Origin of the sequence: Lysinibacillus macroides, assembly GCF_001281525.1 — a bacterium.
Lineage (GTDB): Bacteria > Bacillota > Bacilli > Bacillales_A > Planococcaceae > Lysinibacillus > Lysinibacillus macroides.
In genome coordinates, this window is sequence record NZ_LGCI01000010.1 from 1078963 (window position 1) to 1095413 (window position 16451).

General features: G+C 38.4%; 16 protein-coding genes. 9 read left to right on the forward strand and 7 right to left on the reverse strand.

Annotated features, from left to right (window positions below):
• Nucleotides 1–111 precede the first annotated feature (111 nt).
• The 4 genes from ADM90_RS20075 (at nt 112) to ADM90_RS20090 (ending at nt 4670) form a co-directional block, all read left to right on the forward strand.
• Nucleotides 112–1719, forward strand: coding sequence for an ABC transporter substrate-binding protein (locus ADM90_RS20075; protein WP_053996668.1), 1608 nt, complete (start codon nt 112–114; stop codon nt 1717–1719).
• Between the two features lie 63 nt (nt 1720–1782).
• Entirely contained in the window at nt 1783–2853 is a 1071-nt protein-coding gene (locus tag ADM90_RS20080) for an amidohydrolase family protein (RefSeq protein ID WP_053996669.1), read from the forward strand.
• Entirely contained in the window at nt 2850–3992 is a 1143-nt protein-coding gene (locus ADM90_RS20085; protein ID WP_053996670.1) for an amidohydrolase, read from the forward strand. Before ADM90_RS20080 ends, ADM90_RS20085 begins: the two co-directional genes overlap by 4 nt.
• 6 nt (nt 3993–3998) lie before the next feature.
• The gene (locus ADM90_RS20090) at nt 3999–4670 is read left to right on the forward strand and encodes an AroM family protein (protein ID WP_053996671.1); all 672 of its coding nucleotides are present in this window, start codon (nt 3999–4001) and stop codon (nt 4668–4670) included.
• Between the two features lie 42 nt (nt 4671–4712).
• Here the strand turns inward: ADM90_RS20090 and ADM90_RS20095 are convergent, their stop codons facing one another.
• Nucleotides 4713–5030 (reverse strand): hypothetical protein, encoded by a 318-nt coding sequence (locus ADM90_RS20095; protein ID WP_053996672.1) that lies wholly within the window; start codon nt 5028–5030, stop codon nt 4713–4715.
• Between the two features lie 1010 nt (nt 5031–6040).
• On the opposite strand from ADM90_RS20095, the gene ADM90_RS20100 reads away from it, so the two are divergent.
• From ADM90_RS20100 to ADM90_RS20110, 5 genes are all read left to right on the forward strand, one after another.
• On the forward strand, nt 6041–6598 hold the full coding sequence (locus ADM90_RS20100; RefSeq protein ID WP_053996673.1) for a hypothetical protein: 558 nt from the start codon (nt 6041–6043) through the stop codon (nt 6596–6598).
• Nucleotides 6599–7037: 439 nt separating this feature from the next.
• The gene (gene ytzI / locus ADM90_RS24375; RefSeq protein WP_152928054.1) at nt 7038–7184 is read left to right on the forward strand and encodes a YtzI protein; all 147 of its coding nucleotides are present in this window, start codon (nt 7038–7040) and stop codon (nt 7182–7184) included.
• 27 nt (nt 7185–7211) lie between these two features.
• Nucleotides 7212–7358 carry a hypothetical protein gene (locus ADM90_RS24750; RefSeq protein WP_162838614.1) on the forward strand — a complete coding sequence of 49 codons (147 nt, stop codon included), beginning with the start codon at nt 7212–7214 and terminating at the stop codon, nt 7356–7358.
• A complete protein-coding gene (gene yidD / locus ADM90_RS20105) occupies nt 7355–7588 on the forward strand; it encodes a membrane protein insertion efficiency factor YidD (protein WP_053996674.1) in 234 nt (77 codons plus the stop codon). The genes ADM90_RS24750 and yidD overlap by 4 nt, the downstream gene beginning before the upstream one ends.
• A 108-nt stretch (nt 7589–7696) precedes the next feature.
• Nucleotides 7697–8740, forward strand: coding sequence for a metal ABC transporter solute-binding protein, Zn/Mn family (locus tag ADM90_RS20110; protein ID WP_053996675.1), 1044 nt, complete (start codon nt 7697–7699; stop codon nt 8738–8740).
• Here the strand turns inward: ADM90_RS20110 and ADM90_RS20115 are convergent.
• From ADM90_RS20115 to ADM90_RS20140, 6 genes are all read right to left on the reverse strand, one after another.
• Nucleotides 8737–9873 carry a transglutaminase domain-containing protein gene (locus ADM90_RS20115; protein WP_053996676.1) on the reverse strand — a complete coding sequence of 379 codons (1137 nt, stop codon included), beginning with the start codon at nt 9871–9873 and terminating at the stop codon, nt 8737–8739. The two genes, ADM90_RS20110 and ADM90_RS20115, sit on opposite strands and share 4 nt — an antisense overlap.
• 135 nt (nt 9874–10008) lie before the next feature.
• Nucleotides 10009–11433: an o-succinylbenzoate--CoA ligase gene (locus tag ADM90_RS20120; protein ID WP_053996677.1), complete on the reverse strand. Its 1425-nt coding sequence runs from the start codon at nt 11431–11433 to the stop codon at nt 10009–10011.
• A 218-nt stretch (nt 11434–11651) separates the two neighbouring features.
• Entirely contained in the window at nt 11652–12470 is an 819-nt protein-coding gene (gene menB, locus ADM90_RS20125; RefSeq protein WP_053996678.1) for a 1,4-dihydroxy-2-naphthoyl-CoA synthase, read from the reverse strand.
• A 46-nt stretch (nt 12471–12516) separates the two neighbouring features.
• Nucleotides 12517–13317 (reverse strand): 2-succinyl-6-hydroxy-2,4-cyclohexadiene-1-carboxylate synthase, encoded by an 801-nt coding sequence (gene menH / locus ADM90_RS20130; protein WP_053996679.1) that lies wholly within the window; start codon nt 13315–13317, stop codon nt 12517–12519.
• Entirely contained in the window at nt 13314–15029 is a 1716-nt protein-coding gene (menD, locus tag ADM90_RS20135) for a 2-succinyl-5-enolpyruvyl-6-hydroxy-3-cyclohexene-1-carboxylic-acid synthase (RefSeq protein WP_053996680.1), read from the reverse strand. Before menD ends, menH begins: the two co-directional genes overlap by 4 nt.
• Entirely contained in the window at nt 15022–16407 is a 1386-nt protein-coding gene (locus ADM90_RS20140; RefSeq protein ID WP_053996681.1) for an isochorismate synthase, read from the reverse strand. The genes menD and ADM90_RS20140 overlap by 8 nt, the downstream gene beginning before the upstream one ends.
• Between the last annotated feature and the right edge of the window lie 44 nt (nt 16408–16451).

The window sequence follows — 16451 nt, forward strand, 5'->3', positions numbered from 1 at the left end:
TATAATTTTTTATTTACTTTCTATTTACAAATGTGCTACTTTTATTTCGAACCTATCATTTTTGAATCAACGGTTCATATTGTGAAACACAAACTAAGGAGGCAAGTATGTATGAAGAAAATAAACGTAAAAAAATCCTTACTTCTATTGTTTTTAACTTTAATGCTTGGTGTTTTAGCTGCTTGTGGTGGTAATACAGAGAAAGATAGTTCATCAGATGAAAAAGGCGGAGAAACAGCTGCTAGTGAGGGCGGCACATTAAATATTGGTCTTTCAGCAAATGCCAAAACATTTGACCCGATCAAATATACAGGCGTTTACGAATCACAGGTCATGCGCCAAATGGGTGATACATTAGTGGTGTATAACAAAGACCTATCTGATATTATTCCTTCATTAGCAACTGAGTGGAATGTTTCAGATGATATGTTAGTTTATACATTTAAGCTACGTGAAGGTGTAAAATTCCAAAAGGGTGAGTACCAAGACGGTCGTGAGATGACGGCTGAGGATGTGAAATATTCTTTAGAGCGCTCTGCAAAAGAATCCGCTATGAATCGTTTAAGTGGTGTAACAGAGGTAAAAGTGTTATCGGATTATGAAGTCGAAATTCATCTAGCTACACCGAATGCTGCCCTACTTGCTATGTTAACAGATGCAGGGAATATCATTATTCCAAAAGAAGAGGTTGAAGGCTGGGGCGATAATTTCTCTGAGCATTTCGTGGGTACTGGTCCATTCCAATTAACAGATTGGAAGAAAGATCAAGAAGTAAAACTTGTTCGCAATGATACTTACTGGGGCGATAAACCTCACGTTGATCATGTAACAATGAAATTTATTTCTGATCAAAATATGATGACAAACGCATTACGCTCTGGCGATATTGATATCGCGATGGATGTTAAAGGGCAAAACCGTGAAATTATCAACCAAGATAGCAATCTTGAGCTTTTAACAAATCCAGGTTTATCCATTGTTTATCTTGATTTGAATAATAAGGTAGGTCCGACTGCTGACAAACGTGTTCGTGAAGCTATTTATATGGCCACAAATGTTGAGGAAATTATTTCTGGCGTTAACCAATGGGGTGGCGGTGATGTTTCTTATTTACCATTACCACCAGGTTCATGGGGTTATGATGAGGCATTAGTGGATTTAGTACCAAAATATAACCCTGAAGAAGCAAAAAAATTATTAGCAGAAGCTGGCTATGCTAATGGCTTTAAAACAGAAATTTTTGTATCTGAAGCACGTGTTCCTTATGCAACAATTTTCCAAAGCCAATTAAAAGAAAACTTAAATATTGATGTTGAAATTAAAGTGCTTGAATGGGGTACTTACAGTGATACTGTCGCAAAAGGAAATGCCCCAATGAATATTGGTGGCTGGACTTGGTATCCAGATCCATACTTCTTCCTATATCAACTGTTCCACACAAACCAAATTGGTGCGTTAGGTAATGGTAAAGGCTACAGCAACCCAGAGGTGGATAAATTATTAGAGCGTGCCGTATCAGAAACAGTGGTACAAGAAGAACGTGCAACATTATACCAAGAAGCATTAAAGCTGATTTTAGCTGATGTTCCACGTATTGAATTAGAGGCAACACAAACGGTTGCAGGTGTAAACAAAAAAGTACAGGGCTTTGAGGTTTCTGCTGATAACTCCGTACAAATTGTACATCCAAATGGTACGAACGTATCTATTTCTAAATAATTAAACTGGAAAAGTGGAGATGCTCGTCTCCGCTTTTCTCTTCATAAGGAGAGATCTGATCCGATGACTCGCTATATAAATGGACTTGTTTTTAATTCTGAGACTCGCAACTTTACTAAACAATCGTTTCAAGTACAAGGGCAATACTTCGAACCAGCTACTAGCACAACCAAAACAGAATTAGATTTAGACGGCTACTATATTACACCGGGCTTTATCGATAGCTGTTCACAAATCGGTCTAGCCGAAATTGGGATTCGTTGGGAGGGCGATGATAGCTATGAATTCGACTCACACCTACAATATTCTGTAGTCGATGGCATTTATCCATTCGATGCAGCATTTCAAAAAGCTGTCTCCCATGGAGTAACAGCATCTCATATCGTTCCCTCTCCTAAAAGCTTGATTGGTGCAAAAACGGCTATCATTCATCATGCACATACAACAGTTGATGAAATGATTATTTCAAAGGATGTGGCGTATTCCTTTTCTATCGGACATCAGGCAAAAAGCACATTTTTTACTGAAAAGAAAAAGCCGCTAACTCGCATGGGGATCGCCAAAATTTTAAGAGAAACATTACAGCAAATTCAGCAGCAAGAGCCGCTAATTAAAAAAATTGTTATACGAGCACATAAAGCCGTCGATCTTGAATTGGTGAGCCGTCTTCAACAAGAATTTAGCTCGATTTTCGATTTTCATGTTATTCATGGTACTGAGGCTCCGCTACTTCAGGAGACATCCTTCAATACGATGATTGCTGGCCCAACATTTCGATATATCGAGCATAACGAGATGATGGCCCTATCACCAAAACTGTATCACCAGCTGTCCAAGCACAATATACCATTTGTTTTTTGTACAGACCACCCTGTTAGTAGCACCTCTCACCTAATATTAGAAGGCTGCTTAGCTATAAGAGAAGGTATGACACGCCAGGATGTGCTGTATGCTCTGACAACAGGCGCTGCAAATTTCCTTGGTATCGCCCACCAAACTGGTGCTATTTGTGAGGGTCTTCTTGCGGATTTTGTGATTTGGGATAAGCATCCATTAGATTTAGATGCACAGGTTGTGGCAACTTTTATTAAAGGGACAAAAGTTTATGCACGGGAAGAAGGGTTGACACAATGATTATTTATCATCATGCAAAGTTTCTGACAGTCAATGAACAAAACGATACTTGTGAACAGTTGTGGGTCAAGGAGGGACGTATTGTCTATATAGGTCCTGCTAAAGAGGTTCCTCCCAATGCTGAATTAGTTGATCTACAAGGGGCTTATGTTACACCAGGGTTAATTGATATTCATGCCCATGTTGGCACATGGGCTGAGGTAACGGAAGATATTAATGATGCCAACGAATATAGTGAACCCTTTACACCGCTGATGCATGCTTTAGATAGTGTAGATATTCGCCATTTTTCCTTTCAACATGCCCTTGAAGGCGGCGTGACGACTGTGCAAACTGGGCCAGGCAGTGCCAATGTTATTGGCGGTATTTGGAGCATCCTTAAAACAGCAGGACCTACCCTTGCCTCTCGTGTTTTAGTAGAGCGCAGCGGTTTAAAGGGAGCTTTAGGCGAAAATCCAAAGAATGTCTTTGGCAATCAATATAAACGTAAGCCTATGACGCGCATGGCTATTGCCCAGCTTTTACGGGATGGGTTCCAACGTGCCAGTCAACTCAATGAACAACAACGAGCAGAACAAATTAAGCAAAATGGAGAGTTACGTCCATTTATTGAGGTGCTTCGAGGCGACATGCCCCTTCGCCTTCATTGTCACAGAGCAGATGACATTATGACAGCTATTAGGATTGCCAAAGAATTTAATGTGAAGCTTCATTTAGAGCATTGCACAGAAGGCTATCTCATTGTCGAGACTGTTAAAAATAGTGGCTTTCATGCAACGCTTGGTCCCTATATGTTAACGCCATCTAAATATGAAACGCGTCATTCCACACCAGCAATTGCAGCCATTTTTAAAGAGCATAATATTCCATTTGCCATCATGACAGATCATCCATTTGTACCAATTCAATACTTAAAATATTGTGCCACTGAAGCCATTCGTTATGGTTTAGATAAGGAAACAGCTTTAAAAAGTATTACGATCAATGCTGCTAAGCTCGTACAGCTAGATCATCGCATTGGTAGCCTTGAGGAGGGCAAGGATGCTGATTTTGTTGTTTGGTCGCACCCTATTTTTGAAACAGAAGCAAAGGTTTTACAAACTTATGTAAATGGACAAAAATATTACGAAGCGGAGTGAGCACTAATGAGACATTCAAAAATTGCCATTGTCACAATTGGTCAAGCCCCTCGCAAAGATATGGCGGAGGATATTCAGCAATTACGAGAAGCAGGTCTGCAAGTTCAGGAAGTTGGTGTCCTTGACTTACTTTCTCCTTCTGAAATTGCTACACTTGCACCGTCAAGTGTAGATACAGATATTTTAGTGACGCTCCTTACAAATGGTCAACAAGTAAAGCTCAGTAAGCAAAAGCTCATGCCCTATATTCAGACATGCATTAGCAATCTTCATGAATTCACTTGGGTATTACTTATGTGTACAGGAGATTTTACAAATAAATTACCCTTTAAAAATCTTTTACTACCGGATCGTATGATGATTAACTTAGTAAAAGGTTTACAGACAGAACTTGTGCTCGGCTTAATTGGACCTGAGCCTGATCAACAAACAACTGTTGCAGAGAAATGGCAAAAAGCTCAATTTGCTGTGAGCTTTTCGGCAAGCTCCCCTTATCACTTCAATGCACAGGATTTATTGACAAAGGCCCAGCAATTAGAAGATCATGGAGCAGATTTGCTTATTCTGGATTGTATGGGTTACTCCACAACGATGAAAAATACGATCAAGGATAAACTCAATATACCAATAATCGTTCCTAGAGAAGCTGTTTTTACCATCCTAAAAGCTATTTGTTAGGAGGAAAAAAGGTCACTGCTCGTTTAGTGACCTTTTTCTTAGTTAGACGCGCTTATTAAAATAAGGAAGTTGCTCAACAAATGCTTTTGTATCATCATCCCCATATTCATGGACTAATGCATAAATCTTCATCAATCTTCGGTCAATCTCATCATTTTCTTTATCTAAGTGATATTGGATATAGGGTAGCTGTGCACGCCATGCATTGGAGATTTCTAATAGCTGCATTTGCTGAAAAATCTTTTCAAAAACATTTAATGCTTGTCGGTCAATATTAAGCTCGAAATTCCAAGGCCCTGCATATGGATTTGTATAAAAGGTTCTATTAGCAAGTGAAAAATATATACGCTGACGCTCCATCTTGATGCTTCACTCCTTTTTCCATAGTATGGAGGAAGAATGATTATTTTATTCATTGAAATGTGTGATAAGCAAAGGTATTGCGTACTATTTAGTTATTAGAGGAATTTCGTAATGAGCTACTCCGTTTTGATTGTATCGGTGATAACATGAATGAATGACGAACAAAGGTAGCTTCTAATATTCATCGTATTCTATATTTTCATGATCAGCATGATCGCTTTATCTTAACAAAGAAAACGCAAGAAACAGCATTACAATATCAAATCGCACACAATATCATTAATAAATAAAAGACACTGGGATTAACACACCAAGACCTTACAGAACATGTCAATAAGCACTAAAGCGTGATTTCACGTATTGGCATAGTCTTAGGAATAAACCGCATCAGATATAACAACAATGCATGTAGAATAAGTATAATCACATAAAAGACATCTACTCTTCTGGAGTGGATTCTTTTTATGTGTATCGATGTCGTATGAAAATAGATGAACTGAAATTTGCCACCAAAAAGAAAGAATTACATGTAAAAGATATTGAAAGGAACAATCGAGAAATTGTGTGAATGCTCATGGTTTTAGAAACTATTATTCACAGACGATTGAGAGATAGAACTTGAATGTTGTCTATGTCCTTTTTGTGTAGGAGATATGTAGACTTTCATATTAAAAGCTTAATTATGTTAAAAATACTTAACATTTAAAAATGGAAAAAATATTTACTAATATATTTTTATACTTTAAGCTGAAATATATCAACTAAATTACATTAAAATGTAAATAATGTATTTTATAGGTATAATGTAAAAAGGATTTATAAAGTTAGGTAAATACATTTTTTATTAAACTACTCTTGACTAATATATTTTTATACCTTAATATACAATATATAGAAGATGCTTTTGCAATAAAAAGGAATAGGTGTATTTTATAGATAGAGCATAACAGTATTTGCAAAGTTAGATAATTGCATTTTTTATAATAAATTACCAGGGAGGAATTATGATGACAGTTGCAGTAAAAAATTTTAGCAGTATTATGGATCAAATTAGAGATGCTTATGTAGGAGAATCTACTACTGAATTTTCTTTAATAGAGCATATCGGACTTCAAGCTCCTTCTACATCCAATATACCTGATGAAGTGAAAAAAATAACACAAGAATATGAGCAGGATGTGAATAATTTTTATGAACAAGAAGAGACTTCCTTAAAAGAAAATGTTAAACAATTAGAAAATAAGGAGATGAATCAAGCAGAGTTTATGGAGAAAATGCGTAAGAGAAAAGAAGAAGCATTAAAAAAGGCTGAAGACACGATTAATAATCTCTATGATAAATTAACAGATTATGGAATAAAACATCCTTCATCGCAATTAGCAATCATTACTGTTGCTGATGCGGTTGGAGCTTTTATACAAGATATTATAAAGGAAGTTGCAAATGTTTTTATTGGTGTAGTAGACGCTGTAAAAAAAGCAATTAATGAAGCTGTTAAGTTCATTTCTTCTGCGTTCAATTCAATTACTAATTCAACGAAAAACTTCTTTTCTGAGTTATTTTAAACAATAATGAATAAATAACTGAAAACAAGGCTGTTTACGGACAGCCCTGTTTTTCCTTATTTAATAGCTAATTCATTTTTTTCCAACATATTTTCAATAGCTATGAAAGACTTCGTGTTTATTAAGTCACTTATAAAAAATAGTAAAAAACAGGTTTTTCTATGAGGAAATTGGGCTCCTCTTTAACCAACAAATCCTGAAGCGGCTGTATACTTCCACATATCTATTCCCTCCCCCCTTGTTAGTTATTTTCTTCAATACCTTGTACACCGACTGCCCTATTCGCTCTAAAAAATTCCCTAAATGAAAATTTTATGACGACAAGCGGTTCCACCCTATGTCCTTTGATTTTATTCGCTGGAATGTCAAACTTCCTTCACAATTACAATTAACGAATCATTTATAATAGAAAGCATGAACAATGAATGGAGTGAATGCCATGAGTTTAATAATGCTTTTAATTGTCGCCGTTATTATTGTTATTTTGATTACGATTGTCACGATTATTAGTGTCAACCGTGCATATGCTTTTCAACATACCATTGATAAAAAACCGCAACACAGCTATTATCAAGATGAAAACTAATTATTTATTGAATTTGGAGTGAAAACAATGGGTGTTCCATTACCAATTATTATAATGATTGTCATGATGATGCTAATGTTTGCCGTTGCAGCAATTATTATTTATCAAAAAAATAAACATACCTTTAGACAAACCGTTGATGCAAAACCTAAGCAAAAGGATGGGCAACTATGAAGTATCCTTTTATTTGGCTTATCCAATTTTACAGAAAGTTCATCTCACCAATGACTCCGCCTACTTGTCGCTTCCACCCTACCTGCTCCTCCTATGGGCTTGAGGCATTTCAAAAGCATGGTGCATTAAAGGGCTTTTTATTAACAACTATACGTATATCAAAATGCCAGCCTTTTCATGCTGGTGGCTTTGATCCTGTGCCAGAAAAATGGCCTTCGAAAAAAAATTAGCTTTCGAAGGTCATTTTTTCTTGTACTTTTTAAAGTTGTGCGTTATTATAGTAACTGTTCTGAAAAACAAACCGTAATGATTACTATTTAAAGGAGATATTTAATTAGATGAAAAAAGTATATTTAGTATTTCTAGTTGTAGTACTTGCTATATTTACCGCTGCCTGTGGCGATAAAGCTTCCACTTCCCAGCAAGCTGATGATAAGGATAAGAACAAGGATCAGTTAGTCATTCGTACAACGGTCTATCCTTTAAGCTATTTTGCAGAGCGTATTGGTGGTGATTTTGTTGATGTGTCTTCGATTTATCCTGCTGGAGCAAATGAACATACATTTGAGCCAACCCAAAAAGATATGATGAAATTAGCAGATGCGGATATCTTTTTCTATATTGGTTTAGGACTTGAAGGCTTTGTGGAAAATGCGAAAAAGACATTAGCAAATGAGGGTGTCGCAATGGTAGCTACAGCTGATCAAGTAACAGATGAAAAATTAGCGATCAGTACTGGTCATGTTCATCCAGAAGATGAGGAAGGACACGACCATGATGCAGAAGCTCATGATGAGCACGCTGATCATGACCACGATGCAGAAGCAGATGATCATCACGACCATGAGCATGGCGATATTGACCCCCATGTTTGGCTATCTCCTACAATTAGTCAGGATTTAGCACTTGCTATTAAAAATACACTAGTTGAAAAAATGCCTGCACAAGAAGCTACATTTAACGCAAATTATGAAGCATTAGTGAAAGAATTACAGGATTTAGATAATGACTTTAAAACAATGGCTGACCAAGCACAGGAGAAAACATTCTTTGTCTCTCATGCTGCATTTGGTTATATTGCAGGTCAATATGGCTTAACACAAGTGCCAGTTGCAGGCTTAAATTCTCAGGATGAGCCGTCTCAAAAAGAATTAACAAAAATTGTTGATAAAGCGAATGAATTGCATATTCACTATATTTTATTTGAACAAAATGTTTCTTCTAAATTAGCAGAGATTATTCAAAAAGAAGTTGGGGCTGAATCACTGGTCTTGCATAATCTAAGTGTCTTAACAGCTGATGATGAAAAAAACAAAGAAACATACTTTACATTAATGCAGGAGAATATTCAAACATTAGAGAAAGCATTGAACACACATTAATAGTAATAGTATGAGAAAGGAGGTGTCCCAAACATTAGATGGGATACCTCCTTTCGTATGACGTATTTTTCTTGGGGCATACGTTTTTCTACTCGACCAATAGACGTTAACCAGCTTGTTTTTGGTGCAGTATAGATTGGATGTGTCGCTATAAAGGCTACTAAACTTTCTATATTTATTTGTGTCCATTTACTCATATCGAATTCATTTGGCTCACTTTGTTTTGAGGTTACAGGTTTTTTTGGTTGCTGCATGGCTAGCTTATTTTTATCCATCATCAATGTGTGATCTTGGAAAGGAGCCGCTTCACTTTGTGTTTTTGTGAGTTGCTGCATTTCTGTAAACATTTCACTGGTAGCAGCGGGAAAACGCGCATAATCCCATGTGTGGTCTTGTGCTAGCTGACGATCTGACAGCAAAAAATATTGATAACGCACCTCTCCCTTGCGATCGGGTAAAGGGTCATCCCAAGTAACATCAATATGATACCAGTCCTGCTCAAGCTTTACTAATACCCAAGCATGTAGCTGTTCACCTGCGTTGCCAGGTACATAGCGCACCTCAAAGCCCAACATTTCTAACATTCGATAAAGCACTAAAGCATATGCCTGACAGACTCCCTTATTCTCTTTTAATAATGTATAAGGGGAATATTGACTTCCTTCTGTTTCCTTGGAGTATTCCGTGGATAAAACAATAAAATCATGTGCAGCCTGTAATTTTTGTATATCGCTGAATCCATGCATGGGTGCAGTAATAGTTGCCAATGTTTGTGCTACAAATGCTTCCTCTGCTTGTGAAAGATGATACGTAAAAGTAAAGTCAATGACAAGATGATTATTAGTTCCATTATAATTCCATTTGAAGCTAGAAATATTCGCATAAAGATAATCGTTTTGAATGGCATTTTTCGTGATTTCAGTGAGTTCATCTTTTATATCAGCTAGATCACCTGTATAATGAATAGAAAATTTGGTAGAGAACTGCATAACTTCTTGGAAAATAAGAGATTGTAGTGTTTCAATGGAATGGGCAGTTGCTATAGGATCTTTTTTATAATTTGCCAATACTTGCACATGACTCATTTGTAGAACAAATAATATAATGACAACATTATATATATATTTCCTCATATGAGTCATTCTCCTTTACTAATAGTTTATGCCTCTCTTTTTTTATTATGTTATGGAAAAATGAATTTCATACTAAAGGTATAAATGTTTTCGTAGCAAACCAAAGAAGCCTCCATTTATGAAGGCTTCTTTCAACTATTGCAATAATTTTCGTCTTACTAACTTATTCGCTCCGTTACGGGGGAGGGTGTCTGTTAGTATAATTTCTTTCGGAACTTTATATTTAGCAAGCTTCTGGCTACAAAAAGCTTGTAATTGTTCTATAGATACTTGCTCCTTTAACACTACAAATGCTATAGGTACTTGTCCCCATCGGCTATCATGCTTACCGCAAACACCCGCTTCCTGAACAGCAGGGTGTGTAAGCAGGACATTTTCAATTTCAGCAGGATAAATATTTTCTCCTCCTGAAATAATTAAATCTGCTCTGCGGTCAATAACAAATAGGTAGCCCTCCTCATCTATATACCCGATATCTCCCGTATGCAGCCAACCATCTATTGTTGCGCTTTTCTGTGCAAAACGCCCAATATAGCCTGGTGTGACATGCGGACCACGAATACAAATCTCCCCTTCACCATCGTCATTTGGTTCAGCAATTTTAATTTGATTAAAAAACAACGGCTTTCCAGCAGAGCCTATTTTTCTTATGGCATCCTCACTTGCCAATGTAGCTGTTTGTGAGGAAGTTTCGGTCATACCATATGTTTGTGCGACTGCTAAGTTTAAGGCATGTGCTCTTGTCAAATAATCAACAGGTACAGGCCCTCCTCCAGCTAACATGAGCTTAAATCGTGGTGAAGCTTTCATTGCGAGCTGCTCTAACGTATGTAGAATTCTTTCCAATGTTACAGCCACAACTGACATATGTGTGACTTCACCATCTATAATATTTTGGGTAATGGTCTCTACATCAAATTGATCATATAAATACACTTGATTGCCATATAACAGTGAGCGCACTAATATCGAAAAACCGCTAATATGGAATAACGGCACTGCACATAGCCAAACATCTTCTGGCTGTAGCCCTATATTGAAAACAGAGGCGGTTGCACTAGCTTGATGATTGCCAACTGTTTGACGAACCCCTTTTGGAAAACCCGTTGTACCTGATGTATACATAATCGTTGTTGTTTGATGGAGAGGCCATTCTTTGTCAATGTCTAGTGTATCTTCGGTGCCCTTTGCAATTGTTGAAAATAAATGGTGTGCTGTTTTAGGAGGTAATTTTAGGACATCCTCATCCGCAACAAACACCGTAACTGCTTCAGCATCCTCTAGCTGATAAGCCACTTCTTCCTGTGATAGTCTACGGTTGAGCATCACCATCTCACATTGTAAATGCATACAAGCATACAGCATCACGACAAGATCTGGGTTACTCGGTCCCATTATAGCGATACGATCTCCTTGTTGAATGCCAAGTGCCGATAATTGACGAGCGCGCTTGATCGATAAATTATTTAATTCTTGAAACGTCCAACTTTGCCCTTTATATGCTAATGCCTTGCGAAGCGGCGTTAAATAGGCTCGCTGTAAAATCCAATTTGGATACATATTTGTCACTCCAATCATCCTATATCTTATCGTTTTCCTCTATTCCTTGTCCATCCATCAGTTTAAGGGTGACTAGCTACTATTTTGGAAGCTCTATCCATTATTTTGATATGGCTACCCAGTACTTTGATGCTTCTATCTACCTCTACTTCTCGTCCAAACAGATAAAAAAGCCCGTATCTCTCAAAAGATACGAGCCGTTTGATGCTTCCCTTTCATCAAGGGAACCTTGGGAACTGACCGAAGTCAGGTTGACGTTTTTCTTTGAAGGCATCGCGACCTTCTTTTGCTTCATCAGTTGTGTAGTAAAGAAGTGTTGCGTCTCCAGCCATTTGTTGAAGACCTGCTAAGCCGTCTGTATCTGCATTCATCGCTGCTTTTAAGAAGCGTAGCGCAGTTGGTGACATTTGAAGCATTTCTTCACACCATTGTACTGTTTCATCTTCCAATTGTGCATAAGGCACAACTGTATTGACTAAGCCCATATCAAGTGCTTGCTGTGCATCGTATTGACGGCAAAGGTACCAAATTTCACGTGCCTTTTTATGACCGATAATACGCGCAAGATAGCCTGAGCCATAGCCTGCATCAAATGAACCTACTTTTGGTCCAGTTTGTCCAAAGCGAGCATTGTCAGCAGCAATTGTTAAGTCACAGACAACATGTAAAACATGTCCTCCACCAATCGCATAGCCTGCCACCATTGCCACTACAGGTTTTGGAATCACACGGATTAAACGTTGTAAATCCAGAACGTTTAGACGTGGGATTTCATCTTCTCCAACATAGCCACCGTGACCGCGAACTTTTTGGTCTCCGCCTGAGCAGAAGGCATGTTCACCCTCACCCGTTAAAATAATCACACCGACATTTTTGTCATCGCGTGCGCGTGAAAATGCATCAATCATTTCCATCACCGTTTTGGGACGGAATGCATTGCGTACTTCTGGACGGTTAATCGTAATTTTGGCGATACCGTTATAGAATTCATACTTAATATCTTCGTAAGTATGTAATGTAGTCCATTGACGTGTCATTGAATTGCCTCCTATTATTAAAAAATTCGTTATAAAGCGAGGAATACTACGTTAAATACTCCTCTACTATTGTAGCAAACTCAGCAGGATTTTCCACATGAATTGCATGTCCCACATTATTTACAGTAATATGTGTTCCATTCTTTAATAACGCTTTCATTTCTTGTGCGGTTTTACAAAATTTCTTGTCCAATGCTCCTGTTAAAAGAAGGACAGGAAAGGCTAGCTGCTCCAGACGCTCCCAATTTGACGGCTGGACGCCTGTTCCACTACCTCTTAAGCTTCCTGCCAGTCCCTCTTCCGTCTGTGAAAGCCTTTCTGCTCGAATGGCTTCTCGTACATTTTTAGGTAAACGAAACTGTGTTGCAAAAAGCGGGATATTCTCCCATGCATTCACAAATGCTACTAAGCCATTCGCCATAATTTTTTGCGCAAGTGCCTCATCTTGCTGACAACGCTCAGCTCGTTCTGCTACCGTACGTAAGCCTGGTGAAGCACTTTCTAAAATAAGCTTATCAATACGCTTCGGATAGGAGATAGCATAGGATAAAGCAATTCTTCCACCCATTGAATAGCCTAATAGCGTAAATGTCTCTAACTGAAGCTGACAGCATATTTCTTCTAAATCCTGGACTTGCTCCTCCATTGAAAAACGCTGCACATGCACTGGTATAGCTGTTCGTCCATGCCCAATTAAATCAATTGCCACCACTCGCACATTTGGCAACGCTTGTGCTAAATAACGCCATGTCGCTGTACTTCCTGTAAAGCCATGCAAAGCCACCAATGTATAAGAGGCATCCTTATTCCAAATATCAATATGCGTTTCCAGCCCTCGAATCATCATGCTTTTAGCTCCGTACTAATACGCTGCCATAGCTTTCTGTGTGCTTTTACATTTTCTGCTCGATCCGTAAAGATTTCGATTAAACGTAAAGGTTGCTTTTTCATTGTTGCAAACTTTTCTGATAGCTCGTCTATCGTATCCACACGTATATAATCCATATCATACATCTTGGCAACATCCTGGAATGTTAATGCCGTTGGTGTACCAAATAAATCTTCATAATGCGCCTCGACTGTTGACTGCGGTAAATAGGAGAAAATACCACCACCATCATTATTCAACACAATAATAGTTAAGTTACATTGCTGATATCTCGAGGCAATTAAACCATTCACATCGTGTAAAAAGGCTAAATCTCCAATCAATAAATAGGTCTCTCGTTGATTTCCTTGACTTAAGCCCAACGCTGTTGATACCACTCCGTCAATACCATTTGCTCCACGATTGGCAAAAACGCGTAGATCCTTTGGTGTTGCGAGTAAAAATGTATCGATATCACGCACTGGCATACTACTGCTCACAAAAATATCACTACCATTAGGGATTAATTTCAACAAACGACTAACGATTGCACCTTCATCCTTAGCCACTTCTGCATGCTGTTCAATATGCATAGCTGCCAGTTCATTCGCTTTTTGCCATTCAGCTAAGTAGGTCTTTTCAAGTGCTACGTTTGTTATTTCTAATTGTGTAAGCCATTGCCCAATATTGGCATGAATAAAATGTGTAGATACACCCGTAGCATCTCTAAACATGGCGTCTTCATCAATAATGATATAGGCATTTGGCTGTGATTTTGAAATAAATTGCATGATGAATTTTGAGATAGGCTGCGCTCCTAAGCGCAAGACTGTCTCAGGTTGCACAAGTGTTTTAAAGTCCTCGCTTTTCATTATGGCATCATAGGTTGTTATAATATATGGTAAACAATCCTCTGGTATAGAAGCACGCATATTGGAGAGACTCTCAACAATAGTTGGCCATTTTAACTGGCGGACAAATTCCCAGACAACGGCTAAATCCGTACCAAGTGCTAATTCCCCAATCACAATAAAGCCCTTTTTAGTCGCCTGTAAAATAGCAGAAAGCTCCTGTTGTGCATCATCGGTTGGAATTAATTGGCCCATATCGCTATGTTTAAACGTTGTTGTTGGCAATTCATTAGAAAAATCAATTAATAATGGCTCACGGAACGGGACATTTACATGCACTGGACCAAAAGGGGCACTTGTTGCAATGGCTACTGCACGCGCAAGATGGCGTTCAATAAAAGGCAATGTCGGAGCAGCACCATCTGCTAATGGGAAATCCACACTCCATTTTACATGTGCACCATATAAATTGGGCTGATTGATGGCCTGTGGTGCGCCTACTTCCCTTAATTCATGTGGACGATCAGCCGTCACTATTATAAGTGGCACACGTGCATAGCTTGCCTCCACAATCGCTGGAAAATAGTTTGCTGCGGCTGTACCAGATGTACATAATAAAACAACAGGCTTTGCAGTAGCCTTGGCTAGCCCTAAAGCAAAGAAAGCCGCAGAACGTTCATCTACCTGTCGATACATCGTTAGTTGCTTTGTTGAGGCAAATGCATAAGCAAGCGGTGTTGAGCGCGAGCCTGGACTAATGACAACATTTTTTATACCAGCCTGGACTAATGATGCAACCATTGTATATACATAATCGCTTAAAATTTTACGTTCATTCATGTAATTGTCCTCCTAGCGCACGAAGCATTGGACGAAATTTCACTAACGTCTCTTCGTATTCAGATTGTGGCTCTGAATCTGCTACGATACCACCACCCGCATATAAATATGCACTATCTTTTAATAGTGCAGCTGAGCGTATAGCCACTGCAAATTCACCATTACCCTCTGCATCCATCCAGCCAATTGGTCCCGCATATAGCCCTCGGTTCATCGGCTCATATTTACGAATAGCGGCAAGTGCCTCTTTACGTGGTACACCGCCTAAAGCTGGTGTTGGATGCAATGATTTTGTAAGCTGTAATATCGTTGCTTCTTGATTCAATTGACCTTCAACAGGCGTATATAGATGTTGAATATCACGTATTTTTAGTAAACGTGGTCGATCCGGAATCGTCATATTTACACAATTTTTGCGGAATGTATCTGCAATCATATCCACCACATATTGATGCTCGCCATCATTTTTAGGGTCATTTAACAAGCTTTGCCCATAGGCTTCATCTTCCTCTGCTGTCTTTCCTCGCTTAATCGAGCCAGCTATACAAGATGAAAAAGCACGCCCATCCTCCACTTTTACAAGACGCTCAGGCGATGCACCAAAAAACAATAAATTCTGACGTTCTAAACCAAATAAATAGCTTTCAGGTTGCTCATGAATAATTTGTGACAGCACTTGTGGCGCAGATACAGGCTCTTTAAATTGCAATGCAAGCGACCGTGCAATCACAACTTTCCCTGCCCTTTTTTGTTTAATTAATGCTGTTACTTGGTCAATCGAAGCTAAATATGGGTCCTTATATGGCTCAAAATAACTTGTAATTTTAGGCTTTGAATACGTTTTCACTTCTTTAACCTGTGCCGCATGAATTAAATGATCTCGCTCCTTACGTAATGCTTCAAGTCGCTCTTCATCCTGCTGACCCTGTGTTAAAAGATGAAGGCTGACGTATGCCTTATCATCACGTATGACAAGCTGAAAGGTTGCTAGTGCAAAATAAGCTTCTGGAAAGCCCGTCCACTCTCCATCAACATTATTCTGTGGGTCAAATGTAAAACCGCCAAACAAAATAGGCTGTAGCTCGCTTTGCCCTTTTGGACAATTTTCGGTTAATTTTTTCCATTCTTTTTCTACAGCATCAAAACGTTCATCTTTTGCATTGTTTTGAATGGTATGGGCATGTCCAAGTCCCACTAAAGTCATTGTTTTTTCTCTATTTTGCCAATAAAATCGTTCACCTTTATAACACTCTTCGCCTGCTGCATAAAATGCCAATGCAGATAGGCGGCTTACTTCAATTGTTTCCATATAAAAATGAAGGTTTTGGCCCAAAGAGTCCACTTCTACCTCTGTGGCTTGGTACCACTTCTGTTGCATGAAAATTACCTCCGTTGTTGCAATGTACATTATCACAATTGCTT

What these genes read in the sequence shown, in the direction of transcription:
- ADM90_RS20120 (WP_053996677.1), bottom strand. Translation starts at nt 11,433, where the DNA reads ATGTATCCAAATTGGATTTTACAGCGAGCCTATTTAACGCCGCTTCGC.
- ADM90_RS24750 (WP_162838614.1), top strand. Translation starts at nt 7,212, where the DNA reads ATGGGTGTTCCATTACCAATTATTATAATGATTGTCATGATGATGCTA.
- menD (WP_053996680.1), bottom strand. Translation starts at nt 15,029, where the DNA reads ATGAATGAACGTAAAATTTTAAGCGATTATGTATATACAATGGTTGCA.
- ADM90_RS20100 (WP_053996673.1), top strand. Translation starts at nt 6,041, where the DNA reads ATGACAGTTGCAGTAAAAAATTTTAGCAGTATTATGGATCAAATTAGA.
- ytzI (WP_152928054.1), top strand. Translation starts at nt 7,038, where the DNA reads ATGAGTTTAATAATGCTTTTAATTGTCGCCGTTATTATTGTTATTTTG.
- ADM90_RS20080 (WP_053996669.1), top strand. Translation starts at nt 1,783, where the DNA reads ATGACTCGCTATATAAATGGACTTGTTTTTAATTCTGAGACTCGCAAC.
- ADM90_RS20140 (WP_053996681.1), bottom strand. Translation starts at nt 16,407, where the DNA reads ATGCAACAGAAGTGGTACCAAGCCACAGAGGTAGAAGTGGACTCTTTG.
- ADM90_RS20115 (WP_053996676.1), bottom strand. Translation starts at nt 9,873, where the DNA reads ATGAGGAAATATATATATAATGTTGTCATTATATTATTTGTTCTACAA.
- yidD (WP_053996674.1), top strand. Translation starts at nt 7,355, where the DNA reads ATGAAGTATCCTTTTATTTGGCTTATCCAATTTTACAGAAAGTTCATC.
- menH (WP_053996679.1), bottom strand. Translation starts at nt 13,317, where the DNA reads ATGATGATTCGAGGGCTGGAAACGCATATTGATATTTGGAATAAGGAT.
- menB (WP_053996678.1), bottom strand. Translation starts at nt 12,470, where the DNA reads ATGACACGTCAATGGACTACATTACATACTTACGAAGATATTAAGTAT.
- ADM90_RS20085 (WP_053996670.1), top strand. Translation starts at nt 2,850, where the DNA reads ATGATTATTTATCATCATGCAAAGTTTCTGACAGTCAATGAACAAAAC.
- ADM90_RS20090 (WP_053996671.1), top strand. Translation starts at nt 3,999, where the DNA reads ATGAGACATTCAAAAATTGCCATTGTCACAATTGGTCAAGCCCCTCGC.
- ADM90_RS20110 (WP_053996675.1), top strand. Translation starts at nt 7,697, where the DNA reads ATGAAAAAAGTATATTTAGTATTTCTAGTTGTAGTACTTGCTATATTT.
- ADM90_RS20075 (WP_053996668.1), top strand. Translation starts at nt 112, where the DNA reads ATGAAGAAAATAAACGTAAAAAAATCCTTACTTCTATTGTTTTTAACT.
- ADM90_RS20095 (WP_053996672.1), bottom strand. Translation starts at nt 5,030, where the DNA reads ATGGAGCGTCAGCGTATATATTTTTCACTTGCTAATAGAACCTTTTAT.